This is a genomic window from Brevibacterium sp. CSND-B09, assembly GCF_052906525.1.
In genome coordinates, this window is sequence record NZ_JBREGI010000001.1 from 13,430 (window position 1) to 29,093 (window position 15,664).

The window sequence follows — 15,664 nt, forward strand, 5'->3', positions numbered from 1 at the left end:
AGTCTCCTAACTGACGGGGACCACCTTCATCGACACCGTGCCCTTCTCGGGCTCGACGGTGAGGGATGTGATAGTGACCCAGCGATTGAAGTTGCCGCCCCTGCGGGCGAATGTCTGGAGGAAGACCTCATCGCCTACGTCGAACTGGCGCATAGGCAGGAGGTCGTGGTCGATGACCGTGAACTCTTCGACCTCGATCGGGTCGTTGTAGAGGGTGAGCATGGCTTTGGCCCGAGCTGTCATCTGCGAGTTGCGAGTCAGAGTCTTGTCGGCGAAGACCCTTGCTCGACGAAGACCGGCGGCACCGCCTGCGGTGCGGGATGCCTGGTAGTACTTCATCTTTGAGCCGTCGCCGGCGCCGAGGATCCGAGCCGAGGTGAGGCGGTCCTCCCCCTGCTGCGTGACCTTCGGGATCGAGTAGACGTTCTCGCCCTCGATCAGCGACAGGCCGGTGTGCCGGACGCCGAGGCGTCCCGGTCGCATGTAGAGCGTGTGGGTGAAGGTGTTCCCGCTGCGCGTGTGATCCACGCGGTAGGAGAACTCGTGCTCCTTCGCGAGATCCTGGAACGCCTGCAGAATGTCGTGCGTCGACCAGTAGTTGAACTTGATCCGCGCATCTTCGATCTGCTTCCGGCGTTCCTTGTAGTCGGTTTCCCACTTGTTCTTGCGGGTCTCCCACTCGCGCTCACGCTTGCGGAATGCATCCTCAGCAGCACGCCACGCCTTGTTCGCTGCGGCGTAGTCCTTCTTGTCCTGCTCGTACTTCTTGAGCAGACGAGCCCATTCCTTCTTCTTCGCCTTCTCCGTGCCCTTGGTTGGGCGGGTCGGATAAGCCGGGGACTTCGGCTGCTTGCCGTTGCGATTGACCGGCTTATTGCCGGGGTGTACCGGGACCGGCAGAAGATCCCAGACGGGATTGCCGACGCGAGGCCACTGCCTCAGTTCACCCTCGCTGCTCGCGTGGTTGGTCTTGAGGTTGATGTTCGCGCCGGGGGCCTTCTGCAGCTCGAGCCACAGGGTGCCGACGACAGAGTTGAGCGGCCAGTTGCCGACCGAGAAGACGCGGCCCTTGTCGGGCCAGGGCTGATCGGCGCCGTAGCCAAGGAAGCCAACAGCGTCGATGACGAGCTTGTCGTTATCGTCCGAGGTCTCCACAACAATGAAGCCGTCGAAGAGATCGCCGTCGATCTCGACGTAAAGAGCGGTGGCCCAGTCCTTGATGACCGGGCGGTTGGCGAAGGCGGTGAGAGTCCCGTACTCGGGGGGAAGGGAGGCAGTGAGCCTCCCTATCCCATTCATCTCCCGAGTGACCTTGAGATCCTGCAAGGGCAGGTCCGGGTCCATGAGGACTTCAGTACCGTCGCCATTCATCCAGTAGGCGAGGTTCTGAACTCTCACGTCTCGTTGAACTCCTCCCAGTCAGCCTTCTCCTCGAGGAAGGTGACCTTCAGGCCGAGGCCGGAGAGCGAGTCCATGTAGACAGAGTTCGTGGGCGAGGTGGCCGTGATCGCGCCCTTGAAGGCGAACGTCACGTCCTTGCCTCGGAGCTTCTTCGCGATCTGCCGGGTATCCATGAGCCGCCAGTTCGTTCGCATATCGTTGCCAGTAGCCGGGGCATTGAATCGGAACTCCTGGGTGCCGTACTCCCACTGCCGCTTGTTCGGCCAGGTGTGGTCTTTGAACTCGTCGCCGTACTCAATCCAGAACCGGCCGAGAACGTTCTTGCCACCGACGTAGCCGACTGCCATCCAGTCGGCCTCGATGATGACCGAGACGGCCCATGTAGGAACGGTGAGGGTGGCTTCGTTTGAGTACCCGGCGCCGCCGGGGAAGTACTCCCCACCGTTAGCCTCGCGGCCGTTCAGGTTGTTCTGATTCGAGTTGTCTTCAGCGACGCGGGGACGGGCGAATGTCCAGGTCTCACGCTTCGGGTTGGCAACCTCTCGGCGATCCTTGATCATGGCCGAGGTGACGACCGTGGAGTTGGCCGGCTGGTCGATGTACCCGAGATACAGCTCGGGGTGCGTGGACTGCCGAGTGGTGCGAGCCACGAACTTGACGTAAGGGCCTTCCTCCTTGCTCGGAGGCTGGGATCCGGCGTAGGTCGGATCGTTGATCTCGCAGGTGATATGAAGCCGGCGAGTCGAAGAGGTGGTGTTCGCGGGGATTGTCAGCGTTGTCGCTGACGCATTGCGCACCGTGTAGGACTGCTGCAGGGCGCCGGCGTAGGTGGACTCAATGACTCCACCACCAGGCATGATCTGCACGGCACCGCCTGCGGTGCTGAGCTGGCGCACCTGGAGGCTCGTGGGCGTGGCAATTCCCGTCTTGCCACCAGTGGCATTCCATGCCAGATTTCGGGCCGCAGCGGCGCTATGACGAGCGCCTGAGCCTACGAACCAGGGGACTGGATCAAGGGCCAATTCGTTCTCCTATAAAGTTTTTGGGCAGAGACAAGGGAGGCCCCGAAGGACCTCCCTCTCTCAGGTGGGTTGGCTCAGTAGCGAGCCGGTCGGTACGCGAACACCGCGTAGGCAGTCAGCGTGGGATCCACCCCGAAGAACGACACCTCAACGGCCTTGCCGGGGGTGAGCCTGATGTTCTTGATCGGGGTCGGGGACTGCATGGTGTGGATCATGTTCGTTGTCCCATTGCGCCTGACCGTTCCCAGTCGGGAATCAATCTCGAGGCGCTGACCCGCTGCCAGCGTGGTATTGAACTGGTAGCGCCTGCCGGCAATGGTGAAGCCGGGGTTGGTTATCGGCCCGTAGATCGTCACCTTGAACGGCGTCGGCGCCGTTCCTGCTATGACTCCGAGCTGACCCTGCCGGGTTCCGCCCACCTCGGTGGTGAGCGTGTCCTCGGTCAGGTACTCCTCGAGGCCGCGGGTATCCGGTGGCACAGACTCGAGCCGGTTCGTATCCCAGGTTGCTTCGTAGTTCAGCGGGTCTGAGAGCTTGAACTCGGCGAGCACGGACACATATCCCTGCTGCATGGTCTGAACGTTCGACACCGCAAAGCGGCGGGGTCGTCCATAGACGAGCTTCCGCCGCCCTGCCATCGTGTAGTACAGCTCGACGGGCGTCCCGGCGACCTTGGTGTAGGCCGGGTTCCGCCAGACCGCTTTCACGCGGTCCAGCAGGTCCTGGACTTCGGTCTCCGTCTTGCCTTCGAGAATGAACTCGAAGGTCCATGTCGGGCCCCGATGGAAGTCGACACCCAGATAGGTGTCGTCGTAGGACGGGTTCTCGAGATCGCTGGTCTCGACGGTCTCGGCTCCCATCTCGAACTCGCGCACCCATAGGTTCGTGAAGTCCTTGAAGGTGAGGCCACCGACCTCCAGTTTCTCAAGCGAAGGCACCGGCCCCACCTCCTCTCTTCAGATGCTTCAGGTTGAACATGAGCTCCGAGGCAACCTCTTCGCTATGATTCATCGGCACGTTGTTGAACTCCAGGTTGTAGGTGTCGCCGGACGGGGCGTTGATCTGCCGGCTTCCGCTGGGGTCGGATCCGTTCGCGTAGCGCTCGAGGCGCATACCGAACTTGTCTGCGACCGTTGCGAGGATCTGCTCTGAGCGGGTGCGCTTCGACTTGGCGAGAGGGATGTACGCCTCTCCCCCGGTCTCGGGCTCGGCCCATACGCGCATGGCCCCTGCCGGGGCGATCTGCGCGACATGCTTCTCGATGCCGCCGTCAGCGAACTTCTTCACCTCGGGCATGAAGTTGCCGTCAGCCGAGAAGATCTTCTTGACCTTCGTGATCATGTTCGTCACGATGTTCACGGTCTTGCCCTTTAGGGCGTTGATCTTCCGCTGGACCCCGGAGACGATGCTGGATGCGTTGTCCAGTGCGCGGAGCACGGCCTGGTACTTGCCGCTCGCGAAGTTCTGAGCCTTGCTCTTCGCTGTCGCGATCGTGCCCTTGGCATTGTCCAGGGCCGTCAGGACTCCGCGGTACTTGCCACGCGCCCAGTTCAGAGCCTGATTCTTCACGCTCGTGATCGTGGTCCGAGCGTTATCAAGCGCGGTCAGGATTCCCTGGTACTTACCTCGGGCCCAGTTCAGCGCCTGATCCTTGACCCGAGTGATCGTCGTGCGGGCATTGTCGAGGGCGGTCAGGACGCCCTGCCACCTGTTCGCAACCCAGTCGCCGGCAAAGTTCACGACGCCACTGATCACGCCGGAGGCGTTGTCGATCGCGCCCATGATGATGTCCATGACGATCTCGAACCTGCTCTCGCCCTCGCCGCCTCCGAAGAGGCCACCGAGCCAGGACTTGAACTCAGCCCACTTGGACGAGATCCAGTCGCGAGCCAGGTCGATCTTCCGCTGGAACTCCTCGCCCATGCCGTCGATGTTGAAGCCATTGAGCAGGGACGTGGTGCCCTGATTCTCGGCAAGATCACCAGCGGAACTATTGCCAGAGAACAGGTCAGACAGCCAGCCAGTGAACTCGTCCCACTTGCTCCTGATGATGGCCTTGGCGTTCTCGATGTGGTCACTGATATTGCCGCCGATCCTGCCCAGTGCCTCGAACGGGTTCAGCAGCCAGTGAACCATCTGCTCACCGATCTCCCGGTTGCCTATCAGCTTCTCGGTCCAGCCGCCAACGAGGTCCCGGAGGGCCGGCTCAACCATCGTGTCGAAGTTCTTGAGCGCCGCCAGAATGGTGCCGCCGGCGATGGCGATGTCCTTGTTGATCTGCATTGCCCACGAGATCCACGGAATGTCCGCCTCAATCAGGTCATCGAAAAGGGTCATGGCATCCTTGCCCTTGCCTTCCCAGCTCTTATCGCTGCTGAAGATCTCCAGGGATCGACCCATGAACTCGAGGGCGCCGCCGGCGAACATCGCTGCGTCACCCAAGAGGTTGAGCGCGGAGGTAATGATGCCTGCCTCACCGAGTCCATCAACCATCGCCGATAGCCCGTCGCCGAGCTGGTCGATAGCGTCAGCCAGATCCTCAATAGTCTCCGGCGGAACGTCGGCTAGAGCCTCGAAGATCGAGCCGATGACATCACCCAGGTTGTCGGCAACGGCGCCCGCCAGGGTGCCAAGGGCTCCTGCTACATCCGCAATTGCTGGGGCTGAATCGGACAGTTTTCCGACGCCCGAAGAGATGCCATCGAAGAAGTCCATGAGACCCTTCGTGAACTCTGGACGCTGGAACGCCTGGAAGAAGTCCTCGAAGGTGTCGCCGATCATGTCGCCGACAACGGTGGACAGGTGCTTGATCAGGTCCGAGCTATTCCAAACGAAGTCACCGACTGCGGAGCCGGCACGCTTGAAGCCGTCAGCGACTCTCGCTGCGCCGTCGAACAGGTGGTCGAGAACCTGCTGCCCTTCGACTGTCTTCAGCTTCTCGTTGAAGTCCTCGAGACCTCGGGCCATCTCGCCCAGGCCGGAGAAGCCTGCACGCTCCGCGGCCGATCCGAGAATGTAGACCAGCTCGCCCGCCTCGCGGACGATGACGCCGAACTCCTTGAGCTTCTGGATGCCGGTGTCGATGTACTCATTCAGCTTGCCCGTCTTCTGGGCGTTCTCCACCCAGTCGGCGAAGCCGGCGGTAACATCGTTGGCCCACATTGCCAGTCGCGGCAGATACTCGGAGCCGGTCTGGCCGAGGATGGACATCGACTTCACGAAGTCGTCGAGTCCCAGGGATGCGATGTCGATCGACTTGTTCAGGTTGCCGAACATCTTGTCGAACGCACCCATATCGAAGTGCCGACCGAACGCCTTCGAGAAGGCCGCGGTCCACTTGCCCAGAGACGTTGCCGTCTCCTCGACGCCGCGTTTGAAGTGCGGGAACGCCTTGTTCCACGCATCGAGCATCGGGGTTCGGGCTTCCTGCCAGAAGTTCGACTCGATCTCTCGAGCCAGGTCGGACAGGTCGCTGGTGATCTCTGGCATCTGACGACCGAAGTCCTTCAGTGCCACGATCATCACGCCGATACCGACTGCGAATCCGCCCAGGATTCCAGGCAGCGCGAGGGCTGCACCGGACATGCGAACGAGTTCGTTCGCGAGATGGGCGACAGATCCGACGAGCGCGGTTACGCCGCCGAAAGCGGCGACTGCTGCAGTGCCTATGGCACCGATTGCCGGTACGTGCTTGTCGAGGTCTCGGACGTACTTGCCGAGGTCTTTGATGAAGTCGACTCCGGCGCGACCGCCGGACAGGTTGTACGCGGATCGAAGGACCTGCTCTGCAACCTTCGCGGACGCGGAGTTGACCTTCACGTGGATCATTGCGATCCGATCGCGAGAGAGCCACTTCAGCTGAGCCCATGCGATGCGGTAGCTGGAGTCATCCAGCGTCGGCTTGATCTCAGCCTCAGCCCCGTCCATGTCCTCGACTGCCTGGTGGAACTGGTGGCGGATCTTGTCGAGAGCATCCTTGAACCGGCTCTGCATCCGACCGTTGCCGGTCGGGTCAAAGTCGATGTTCATCGGAATGCGGGCATCGACCTTCCTGGCGAGGTCCTGGACAACTCCAGCGATCTTCGCCCGGTAGCTATCCATCCCGAACTTCAGGCCATCCCACGCACCGCGGGTCTTGTTGGCCTCGGCCTGCAGCGCACGGTTGTGGCGCTCGAACTCGGCCTCGATGCGGCGATTCTCAATCGCCTGGGTGTCGATGTTCTCCTTGGCCCAGACGCCGGCTTCGATGCGGGCGCGATCTCGCATCTCTGCGAGGGCATCGCCAGCGTGGCGCTTCAGCCACAGCGGGACATTCTTGATCTCCTGGCCGAAGCTGTCGTGAATGATCGCCTTGGAGTTCTGCTCGTACTCGCGTTTGATGCGGTGCCAGTCCGAGTCGGACGGGCTGAGCTTGTCCTGCCAGTCCTGGCTGATGTTGCCAGGTGTCTGCAGGTAGCCCGAGTTGAGCATCGAGCGGCGGCGGTTCTGCCACTCATCTGCGTAGATCTGCTTGAGGATCTTCTTGCGATCCATGAGCTGCTGCTGCAGCTCCTCTTCGGCAAGGCCCGACGCCCTCGACAGGCGGCTGATGTCCTTGACTTCCTGCTCGGTAAGGTCCTGGCTCAGCGCCTTCATCTGCCGGCGGAGGTCGCCGACCGAGAAGTCCTTGACCGACTTGTTGAGCTTGTCGATCTGCTTCTGGATTTCCTTGAAGACCTGAGCATCCTCGTACTCGAGCCCGGTGTCAACGGAGGACTGGCGTTCCCATTTCTGGTTCACGCGCTTGGCTCGGTCGAGCCGGCCCTGCCACTCTCGCTCGAACTCGTCGAGGTACTTGCTGCCGGTGCGGCGCATCTGCGCAAGAGACTCGCGCACCTCCGTGGCAGACATGCCCTGAAGGCGATCGCGGAGGCCCTGAAGGTTCTCCTCGATCTTCTCCATCGCGGTGTTGTCTTCCATCTGGAGCTTGACCGCAAGAGCCTTGCGGCCCTTCTCGGGGATCTGGTCCCACTCGTGACGGAAGAGCTGAACATCCTTCCACGCCTTGAGTAGGTTTGTGTCGATGTTCAGCTTCTTCGCGGCGCCCTTGATGCCGACCTCGCGGACGGCCTTGGCGACCGACTCGTAGATCGTAGTGACCTGATCGCCCTCATGGGCGAGCTGACGCAGAGCCCTCTCGGGCTTCTTGAAGTTGGCATCGTTGATGACCTGCTGGCGGTCATGGACCTGGCCGAGGGCATCGCGTGCCTGGTTGAGTGTGGAGACGTAGCGGCGGATCGCTCGGGCCGATGCCTGGTCCGTCTTGTCCCATGCGTTCGAGACCTGCTCCGCAGCCTGGCGGAACTCCTCAGCTGCGGCGAGGATCGCCTTGCGGCCCTTGAGGCCGGAGGTTGAGGCGAACGATGTCTCGTAGAAGCTGGCCTCAGCCTTGCGTCGAATCTCTACGGACTTCTTCGTAACGTCCTCGAGCTCGCGGTGGAGCTTCTTGTGTTCCTTGAGGATCTTCTGCGTGGACTGGGTGAACTTCCCCGACTGAACCTCGGGGACGGAGATCTGCAGATTCTTCGTCATCCCCTCGAGGTCACGACGCATCTGCTGCTTGTGCTTCTCAAGCTCCTGCTTGAGCTTGTCCCGATCAATCTCGGGCTTGATCTCGGCCGGGATGTCATAGCCGTCCTTCAGCTGGCGCCTGAGCTGACGCTCGGCCTCATCCCTGAAGTCCTCGGCCTCCGGCCTGACCTTGACGCCTACGGCGCCGATAAGTTTTAGTGCCACATATGCCTACCTACCCCCGCCATTGGGCGGCGATTCTTTGGGAGATTTCAGACAGCGACATTTCTTCTGGCTTCTCAGGCTCCTTCGCCTCGCTGCTCGGATCGAGCATGGGCTGGAACTCTGGCGGCTTGTCGCCCCAGTTGAGTGCGCCGATCGCGTGGATCTGTTGCCAGTTGAAGAGGCCGGCGAGCATCTGAGCCTGGAAGGTGCGGGACGCCCACATGCGCCATTCGTGGTAATCGCCTGGCCGCTTGGCCGCGGCGAACCGTGAGTCGAGCGAGAGCTCGGAGATTAGAGACAACAAAAGCCGGGGGCTGTAGTACCTCCCCGGTCCATCCTTGGACTCGGGTTCATCCCAATCAGCGATGATCTCAATGAGATTCAATCCATACTCTGAATGGAAATCGGCATACAGCTCCCCGGCATGTTCGTCTATCAGTTCTCCGAGCTGGAGGCTTCCCCCAGCTGCGACTCCTCGCTGAAAGCGTTGAAGATTTCGAGGGCGACTCCGAGGTCGCCTCCGATGGCGTTGATCAGGGCGTCGGCATCTTCCTTCTTGGCGATGACGACGCGGAACGCGGCCTCGATCGTGTCGATCGGATCCTCAGCCTCTTCGGCCTTCGTTGCGGCCACGAGCTTCTTGCGCTCGTCCTTGCTGAGGCGCACCGGGGTTCGCATGACCACGGTGCGATCGTCGAGCTCGACTCCGAGAGGAGCGTACTTCTTGTCGGCTGCTGCCTGTGCGTCTGAAAGTTTCATGTTGGGTCTTCTCCTTATGGGTCTGGGTCTTTGCGGGGTGGAATCCCCCGCCCCTGAAAGACCCAATGAACAGAGGCGGGGGAAGCGTTAGGGGCCGCTAGGCCCGCGGATCAGCCTTCGGCGTCGGCCTTCGGCTTGAGATCACCGACATAGAACGGAGCGGTGTTCTCGTCTCGGCGCAGCGGGGTGATCGCCAGCGGCAGGGCCGCGAGGGATTCCGTGTCAGCGAGAGAAAGATCTCCGGTGCCGATGATCTCGGCCTTCGGGAGCACGATGTCCATGTAGTTGTCGCCGTCTTCGACGAGGATGTACACGGCGGTCTCGGTGGGAGTCGGGCTTGCGGCCGGGCCCACGCGACCTTCGGAATCGACCATCGCGTTCGCGCCGAGGAACAGCTTCTTACCGGGGGTGTCCCACTGCAGAAGCGACATGTTCATCGTCGCCGTGCGCGGCGACCGGGCGGTACGAAGCTCAGAGTTCTGGAGGGATCCCAGAGTCGTGGCTTCGCCACCCTCGAAGGTGATCGAGAGGATGTCGGAGACTGGGGTGTGACCCATCTCTTCCCAGGGCGTCTCGGCGACGCCGCCGGTGGGGAACGGAGTTCCGACAGGGGCAGTGAAGAAGTGGGCGGTCGATACCTTGACGACCGCAGCGTTGTTGAGTGCCAAACTAGCTCCTAGCTATTTCGGGTATGAAGGGGTTCGTGAGGGTTGCCTGATCAGGCGGACGAACGAGGATCTGATAGATCGCCTCGGTTCTGGCTGCACCCTTCGGGAGAGAGGCGTACTGAACGACGCCAGTGGAGGTTGCGTAGTCGGAGACGAGCGCGGCCTCGGTGGAGGCCACGATGCGCGAGATGCTTCCCGCGTCATCGACGACCTTCTGCTCGCGCCATGCCTGCCAGATGGCAAGCCGGATCGACTCCTGGATGTCGTAGCCGTCGTTCTCTGCGTTGAGTCCGGTGGTGAATGTCTCGACCGAGATCTTTGCGGCCTTGAGGAATCGCTCATCGCGGGACATTGCCGACTCCATGCCGGAGCGGCGATCGGCGCGGACCATGACGAACGGCATCTTCTCGCTCAGATCCGCAGGTATCCTCGAGCCGATAGTGACGGGGCGACCCTCGTCCTTTACGCCGGCGAACCAGTCGCGGATAATGCCGAGGCCCAGTCGATGGACTGGGCCGAATGCGGGGTAGAGCAGGTCGGTCAAATGGACCTCCCCAGCACACCGAAGCGCATTTCGATGCCGGCTGCGCCGCCCTTGCCTTCGCCTGCGCTATCGTCCAGGAGGACGTAGTAGTCGAGGTCGTGCTTCTCGACCGTGACCTGCGAATCGCCGGTTCGGATCTTCGGCTCGGAGTTGAGGATTGCCTTCGCACTCGCACCGATGCGGTGCGCTTCTGCGGAGAGCTTGGCGTTGACCGGTGTCGTGTAGGACGCGATCTCTGCCACCTGGCCGGGGCCAGTCCTGGCGTAGTACCAGCGGATGTTAACCATCGACCACTCCTCTCGGCATCTTGTTCCTTGAGCGCAGCGAGATCTCGACGTGCTTGATCGCACGCGAGACTCCGTTTGAGAAGTGAGGCGGATTCGCCAGATCCCACTGCTCACCCCGGAACCAGACCTCCGCGTAGGAGTCCAGCCCCGGGGCATCGCGCAGCGTGAGTCGAACGATCTTGTTCGACACCTGGCCGGGAAGCTCGGCGTCTGCCTGCCGATCCTCAGCCACCGTCACGCGCCTGGTGTACGACTCGGTGCCGGCGACCCGGATGGGGTTCTCGTCGGCGTCGTAGACCAGGCGGCTCGGGGTGATCCTGACTTCCTCACTGCCTCTATCGACTAGGCGTGATCTCGCCATCAGGAGCCCCCTTCCATCGGAGTCCCCCACTGGGGGTCCTCTTCGGAGAAGAACTGGAAGGGGGTCTCGTTACCGTCGTTTAGCTGCACGGCGGATTCCTGCTGACGACGAGCGAACCCGAAAGGGGAACGACCACGCCCCTTCGATCGGGGGATGAATCGCTCCTGCCCGAGGGTGATCGGGATCGACGAGACGGTCGACACGCCGCCCGCGGCCTGCCTGAGCATCGACTTCTCGTTCGGGGTCAGCTCCACGTCCGCGGCGTACATGTCTGCACGCTGCAGGGTCACAGAGTCTGAACGCTCCATCGAGAAACCTGATGGGTTCAGGAAGCCGCGAGCGGCTGCTGAGGTGGTGATCACCAGAGCGATGTGCGGGGCGTCGGCCTTGGTCGGCCACGCCTGACCGTAGAGTCGAACCTGCGCGGAGGCAGCTTCGATCATGGCGTTGGCGAGGGCGATGTCCTGCTCGGACTCGATGACCTCACCCGTCTTAGCGGCAACGTCCTCCAGCCTTGATAGGGGTTCTGGATTCATGTAGCTCCTGCCACTAGAGGGGAGGATCAGCCTTCGGAGGGAGCCTCAGCGTCGGCCTTCATCACGCCAGGGACGTTGAGAACGCCCGGGAAAGGCTGTCCGACACCGAGGTCGGCAGCGGTGATGTTCTTCTTGTTGTAGGCCAGAGCCAGGTACGACTCGGGGTTGCCGCCCGGAGTCGAGGCATCGCCGTTGCCCGGGAGCTTGTCGGCGGTAGCCGAGGTGACGAGCTTGAGCTTCACGCCGCGGGTGAAGAACGACTCTTCGGAGACGTGCGGACGACCGAGTTCGTCCTGGATCTCGATGAAGTCCTTCGTGTAGTCGTAACCAACGAAGGTGTCGAACAGCGAGCGGTCAGTCGCGAAGCTGGTGTCGTAGTCCATCAGCCAGCGGAGGGCGAAGCCTCCGGCAGCAGCAGCGGCGCCGTAGGGCACCGAGGACGGAACGATCGGAGCTGCGTTGTAGAAGATGAACGCAGTCTTGGTGAAGATGTGCGCCTCGTCTTCGGGGATCAGTGGATCCTCAACGACGGTCACGCCGGCGAGAGTGCCGACAGTTGCAGACGAGAGAGCCGAGTCGCCGTTGCCTTCGGCAGTGACGAGCTTCTGGTTCTTCTGCAGCTCGGCGACGAAGGTCGAGCCTGCGAGGCAGACGTAGCCGGAGCCGGGGGCACGCAGCTTCTTGAGGTCGGCCTTGGCGTCCACGAAGGCGTTGAAGATCGTGTCGCGGTTGAGGCTGATCTGCTTCTTGGTCTCGGTCTCCGAGATGTTGACGTTGCGGACAACCTCGTAAGGGGCGTTGACGACCTGCTGGACGATCTTCGCCTCGTTGTAGTTGACGAGAGCGTCGGTCTGACGCTCGAAGAGGTCGCCCCACGAGCCGTCCCAGTCGAAGAGCTTCGCTTCGTCGATGAGCTTCAGGCCGGTGTAGTTGCGATCGAGCTCGACCTTGATTGGGACGATCGTGTCCTTGATCGTGTCGGTGATCAGCGGCTGGGTGCGATCGTTGCGCCATGCGTAGTTACGCACAGGCAGCGAGCCCTTGACGCGCACGTTGATCGTGTCGCCTTCCTGGCCGGTGAACTTCTCGAAGCCCTGGCGGGTGACGAGGTTGGAAGCTACGGAGCGCAGCTTGAGGATTTCGACACCGGTATCCGCGATGGTCTGCGGCTTGACGGTGGTGTGTTCGATGTAGCCCAAATGAATCTCCTGTTAGAGGGATTGGATGTCAGTCGCGGTGGCGGGAGTAGACGGACTGAGCCGTCTTCTTCGGGTCGGCTTCGACCCGCTGCTCATTGCCGAATCGACCGGCGGGGGGACGCCCGGGGCCGAACCGCTTCTCACTGTTGGATGCGCCGAGGCGTTCGGAGAGGGCCTTCGCCTTCGTCTCCCATTCCTCGGCGTTCTCACCGGTGACGAACTCGGCAAGGTCCTTGTCGAGGCCGTAGTCACGGATGATCAGCTGACGCTCGAGCTCGGCGTTCGCTTCCGCCTGAGCGGTGAGCTTTTCCTGGAGCGGCTTCAGCTGCTCCTCGAGTTCGGCATCGGTCTTCGCGCCCTTGAACTTCTCTTCGACCTCGCGCAGCTGCACGCGGTATGACGCGGCTTCGTCGCGGGCCTTCTTGAGCTGCTTCCGAGCCCAGTCAGGCAGCTCGTCGCTGCCCTCAGGTGCCGACGAAACGGGCTCGGCGGGCTCATTGCCAGCGGGCTTCTCGTTGGCGCCTTCCTGGGCGTTCTGGGCACTTGCAGTCTTCTCGTCGACCTGCGGCTCCTGGCCGTTGTTGGTCTCGGTATCTGCCATAAGGAAAACCCCTCCTGGAGGTTGTTAAGAGTTGGTCTTGTTTCGCTGGGCAGTGATCCAGCGGCGCCACGCTTTGGCTTTGTCCTGGCCGGTGTAATCGGCCGTGACTTTGCTCCACATGCGGGCGTAGTATTCGTTTCGCTCGGGCAACTCGGAGCTGTCGCTCCAGCGCACGATCGCGTAGCAGTGGCAGTTCGGATGCCATCCGGCCAGGGCCATCCGCTCGGAGGCGTAGACGAATCCACGGCTGGCGAGCATGGAACAGAAGTGGCAGGGGTCCGACCTGGTGCCTCTTGCGACACCGCGGACCCGCCGGTCCTTGGCGATGGTGGAGTCGATCAGCTCTCGACCGGAGTCGATGCCGGACTTGTCGATGACACCGGCGAGCTTGTCTCGGTTGATCAGGAACTCATTCGTGATCTCCGCGAGCAGACGGTCAGGATCGTCGCCGAAGCGGCGCTTGAGCGCCTTGATCTTCTTCTCGAGGTCCGTAATGCCGGAATCCCCGATGACCTTCTTGAATGCCTTGAGGGCGTCATCAATACTCTGGATCCGATCGTCGGCCCATGAGTGCTTCTCGCCCTTGACCTTGCCGTCTTCGCCCTTCGAGCTCAGCCAGTCCTCGAGGGATTCCTCGAGCTCGACCGGGTTCCACTGGTCCTTGTCCTTGCCTGCGAGGTTGTTCGCCTCGTCCGCGAGGTACTTCTCCTCCGCGGTCGCGTCGTCCCAGTCGAAGTCGAGGCTCATGACCCTGTTGAGATCTGCCTCGAACTCATCCCGGAGATCGTCCAGGGTGGTGGCTTCGCCATCCTCGTCCAGCGTGTAGCCGGTCTCGATGGCGCGAGCTAGCCGATAGTAGGACTTCGTGAGACGACGACTGGCCGATCGGATCCCGAGGATGATCCGCAGCAGGCGCATCATCATTCCGTAGCTGCCAGAGCTCGGGTTCGCGGGATTGAGTGTCAGCCACTCGTCGCGGGTGATCAGCCCCGCCGCCAGGCCCAGGCGGGCCTGTGCGGAGCGGAACGCATTCTCTACTGCTTCAATCTCACTCGCCAACACTCACCTCTCTGGAGGTGGTGGACTGGCGGATCTCGCGCTCGTATCCGGCGGGATCGTCAGGATCCATGCCGTAGGCATCGTCCTCGGACTTGAGCTCATCCCACTGCTGGAGGATTGAGGCCGTAGTGCCGGGCACCATCTGCCAGAGTCCTCGCTTCGGGATGCCGAGATCGGCGATCTTCGAGATGCCGTCCGCGTAGGACGCGAAGGGCTTGATCGTCTTGTCGGCCCAGCGGAGCTCGGAGTCGTAGGCTTCGGCGCCAGCCGGCTCGTTGTTGATGCGAGAGAAGAGACGGAGCACAGAGCACCAGGACTCTGCCCACTGGTCATGCAGCATCCCGGTCAGGCGCAGGAACTGCGCGTCGATCGCCGCAAGGGCGTCGGCCGAGATGTTGTCGAAGCTGCCCTGGTGGAAGATGTACGGGGACATCTGCGCTGTGATCGCGAAGATCTCCAGGGCGTTGCCCAGGGAGTCGATCAGGGAGCGGAGGTCGCCGGCACCGAGGGTGCCGAACCTCGCGCCCGGGTCATCGGAGGTGAGCACCCTGCGGGAGCTGACCTGGAGCGGGCGGACTGCCTGCTCCCCGGTGTTCTCGTCGATGACAGCGTTGCCATCTGCGTCGAAGACGGGCTCACCGCGGACGCCCGAGGCTGTGTAGACCTGAGATCCGGTGTAAGCCTGGCCGGTAAGCAGGTCGAGCGCGGACTGATTGACTCGATCCTGTCCGGGGATCAGGTGCTCGACGATGCCGGATGCTCGGCCCTCGGAGTCGAGGAAGCAGGGGAAGCGAACGATCGGTGCGCTACCAAGGTTGTGAGGGATCGCGGTAGAGATCTCCCACTCGCCCTTCTCGTTGGTGCGCAGTTCGTACTTCGCCTCTTCGTCCCAGCCGTAGGCCAGACCCTCGATGTCGTCTGTCGGGTGCTGGACCAGCTCGTAGGCTGCGACGGGAAACTCGTCGGCAGCAGCGTGCTCGTAGATCGCGACCGTGTTGATTGACGAGAGCAGGCGGAACCGTGGTCGACCGAAGGTGTCTTTGTAGACCTCAACGAATGCCTGACCGTAGGTGCAGGCTGCGTTGTAGATCGGCTTCTCTGTGACACCGAGGCGCTGCCGCTTCAGGTCCTTCCATTCCTGCGGGAATGGCTCCGACTTGGGCTCGCCCTTCTCGTCGTACTCCTCGACTCGCCGGTAGCCGGCGACGGCCGAGACCTGGGCCACGACGATGGGTGGGATGCGGATGATGTTGGTCTTCGCTCGAGCGACCAGCTCACGGTATTCCTCCGTGTACTCATCAGCTGAGTAGGGGTCGTTCTGCTCGCCCCGAACGTAATCGTCACAGAGTTTTGTGACTTCCTGCTCGGCTTCGAGGGTGTCGCGAAGAAGTTCGAGATACGACTCGAGCGTTGTCGAGGTCTCCTCGTCAACTGAGGTAGTCATTGAACTCC

15 protein-coding genes are annotated in these 15,664 nt (G+C 62.0%); all 15 read right to left on the reverse strand.

Annotated elements, in window-relative coordinates:
* Nucleotides 1-6 precede the first annotated feature (6 nt).
* Nucleotides 7-1,398: a hypothetical protein gene (locus ACU4IU_RS00110; protein WP_446655585.1), complete on the reverse strand. Its 1,392-nt coding sequence runs from the start codon at nt 1,396-1,398 to the stop codon at nt 7-9.
* Entirely contained in the window at nt 1,395-2,297 is a 903-nt protein-coding gene (locus tag ACU4IU_RS00115) for a hypothetical protein (protein ID WP_446655586.1), read from the reverse strand. Before ACU4IU_RS00115 ends, ACU4IU_RS00110 begins: the two co-directional genes overlap by 4 nt.
* Nucleotides 2,298-2,497: 200 nt before the next feature.
* On the reverse strand, nt 2,498-3,361 hold the full coding sequence (locus ACU4IU_RS00120) for a hypothetical protein (RefSeq protein WP_446655587.1): 864 nt from the start codon (nt 3,359-3,361) through the stop codon (nt 2,498-2,500).
* Nucleotides 3,348-8,198, reverse strand: coding sequence for a hypothetical protein (locus ACU4IU_RS00125; RefSeq protein WP_446655588.1), 4,851 nt, complete (start codon nt 8,196-8,198; stop codon nt 3,348-3,350). Before ACU4IU_RS00125 ends, ACU4IU_RS00120 begins: the two co-directional genes overlap by 14 nt.
* Before the next feature lie 10 nt (nt 8,199-8,208).
* Entirely contained in the window at nt 8,209-8,583 is a 375-nt protein-coding gene (locus ACU4IU_RS00130) for a hypothetical protein (protein WP_446655589.1), read from the reverse strand.
* Between the two features lie 50 nt (nt 8,584-8,633).
* A complete protein-coding gene (locus ACU4IU_RS00135; protein WP_446655590.1) occupies nt 8,634-8,957 on the reverse strand; it encodes a phage tail assembly protein in 324 nt (107 codons plus the stop codon).
* 110 nt (nt 8,958-9,067) lie between these two features.
* Nucleotides 9,068-9,625, reverse strand: a complete 558-nt coding sequence (locus ACU4IU_RS00140) for a phage tail tube protein (protein ID WP_446655591.1) — start codon at nt 9,623-9,625, stop codon at nt 9,068-9,070.
* A 1-nt stretch (nt 9,626) separates the two neighbouring features.
* On the reverse strand, nt 9,627-10,169 hold the full coding sequence (locus ACU4IU_RS00145; protein ID WP_446655592.1) for a hypothetical protein: 543 nt from the start codon (nt 10,167-10,169) through the stop codon (nt 9,627-9,629).
* Nucleotides 10,166-10,456, reverse strand: a complete 291-nt coding sequence (locus ACU4IU_RS00150) for a hypothetical protein (RefSeq protein ID WP_446655593.1) — start codon at nt 10,454-10,456, stop codon at nt 10,166-10,168. The genes ACU4IU_RS00145 and ACU4IU_RS00150 overlap by 4 nt, the downstream gene beginning before the upstream one ends.
* Nucleotides 10,449-10,817, reverse strand: a complete 369-nt coding sequence (locus ACU4IU_RS00155; protein WP_446655594.1) for a hypothetical protein — start codon at nt 10,815-10,817, stop codon at nt 10,449-10,451. The genes ACU4IU_RS00150 and ACU4IU_RS00155 overlap by 8 nt, the downstream gene beginning before the upstream one ends.
* Nucleotides 10,817-11,353, reverse strand: a complete 537-nt coding sequence (locus ACU4IU_RS00160) for a hypothetical protein (protein ID WP_446655595.1) — start codon at nt 11,351-11,353, stop codon at nt 10,817-10,819. Before ACU4IU_RS00160 ends, ACU4IU_RS00155 begins: the two co-directional genes overlap by 1 nt.
* Nucleotides 11,354-11,379: 26 nt before the next feature.
* Nucleotides 11,380-12,552 (reverse strand): hypothetical protein, encoded by a 1,173-nt coding sequence (locus ACU4IU_RS00165; protein ID WP_446655596.1) that lies wholly within the window; start codon nt 12,550-12,552, stop codon nt 11,380-11,382.
* 28 nt (nt 12,553-12,580) lie between these two features.
* The gene (locus ACU4IU_RS00170; RefSeq protein WP_446655597.1) at nt 12,581-13,153 is read right to left on the reverse strand and encodes a hypothetical protein; all 573 of its coding nucleotides are present in this window, start codon (nt 13,151-13,153) and stop codon (nt 12,581-12,583) included.
* Nucleotides 13,154-13,177: 24 nt separating this feature from the next.
* Nucleotides 13,178-14,212 carry a VG15 protein gene (locus ACU4IU_RS00175; RefSeq protein WP_446655598.1) on the reverse strand — a complete coding sequence of 345 codons (1,035 nt, stop codon included), beginning with the start codon at nt 14,210-14,212 and terminating at the stop codon, nt 13,178-13,180.
* Nucleotides 14,202-15,656 carry a phage portal protein gene (locus ACU4IU_RS00180; RefSeq protein WP_446655599.1) on the reverse strand — a complete coding sequence of 485 codons (1,455 nt, stop codon included), beginning with the start codon at nt 15,654-15,656 and terminating at the stop codon, nt 14,202-14,204. Before ACU4IU_RS00180 ends, ACU4IU_RS00175 begins: the two co-directional genes overlap by 11 nt.
* Between the last annotated feature and the right edge of the window lie 8 nt (nt 15,657-15,664).

Excerpts from the sequence above, each read along its gene's own strand:
- ACU4IU_RS00135 (WP_446655590.1), bottom strand. The coding sequence starts at position 8,957 with ATGAAACTTTCAGACGCACAGGCAGCAGCCGACAAGAAGTACGCTCCT.
- ACU4IU_RS00180 (WP_446655599.1), bottom strand. The coding sequence starts at position 15,656 with ATGACTACCTCAGTTGACGAGGAGACCTCGACAACGCTCGAGTCGTAT.
- ACU4IU_RS00170 (WP_446655597.1), bottom strand. The coding sequence starts at position 13,153 with ATGGCAGATACCGAGACCAACAACGGCCAGGAGCCGCAGGTCGACGAG.
- ACU4IU_RS00150 (WP_446655593.1), bottom strand. The coding sequence starts at position 10,456 with ATGGTTAACATCCGCTGGTACTACGCCAGGACTGGCCCCGGCCAGGTG.
- ACU4IU_RS00160 (WP_446655595.1), bottom strand. The coding sequence starts at position 11,353 with ATGAATCCAGAACCCCTATCAAGGCTGGAGGACGTTGCCGCTAAGACG.
- ACU4IU_RS00155 (WP_446655594.1), bottom strand. The coding sequence starts at position 10,817 with ATGGCGAGATCACGCCTAGTCGATAGAGGCAGTGAGGAAGTCAGGATC.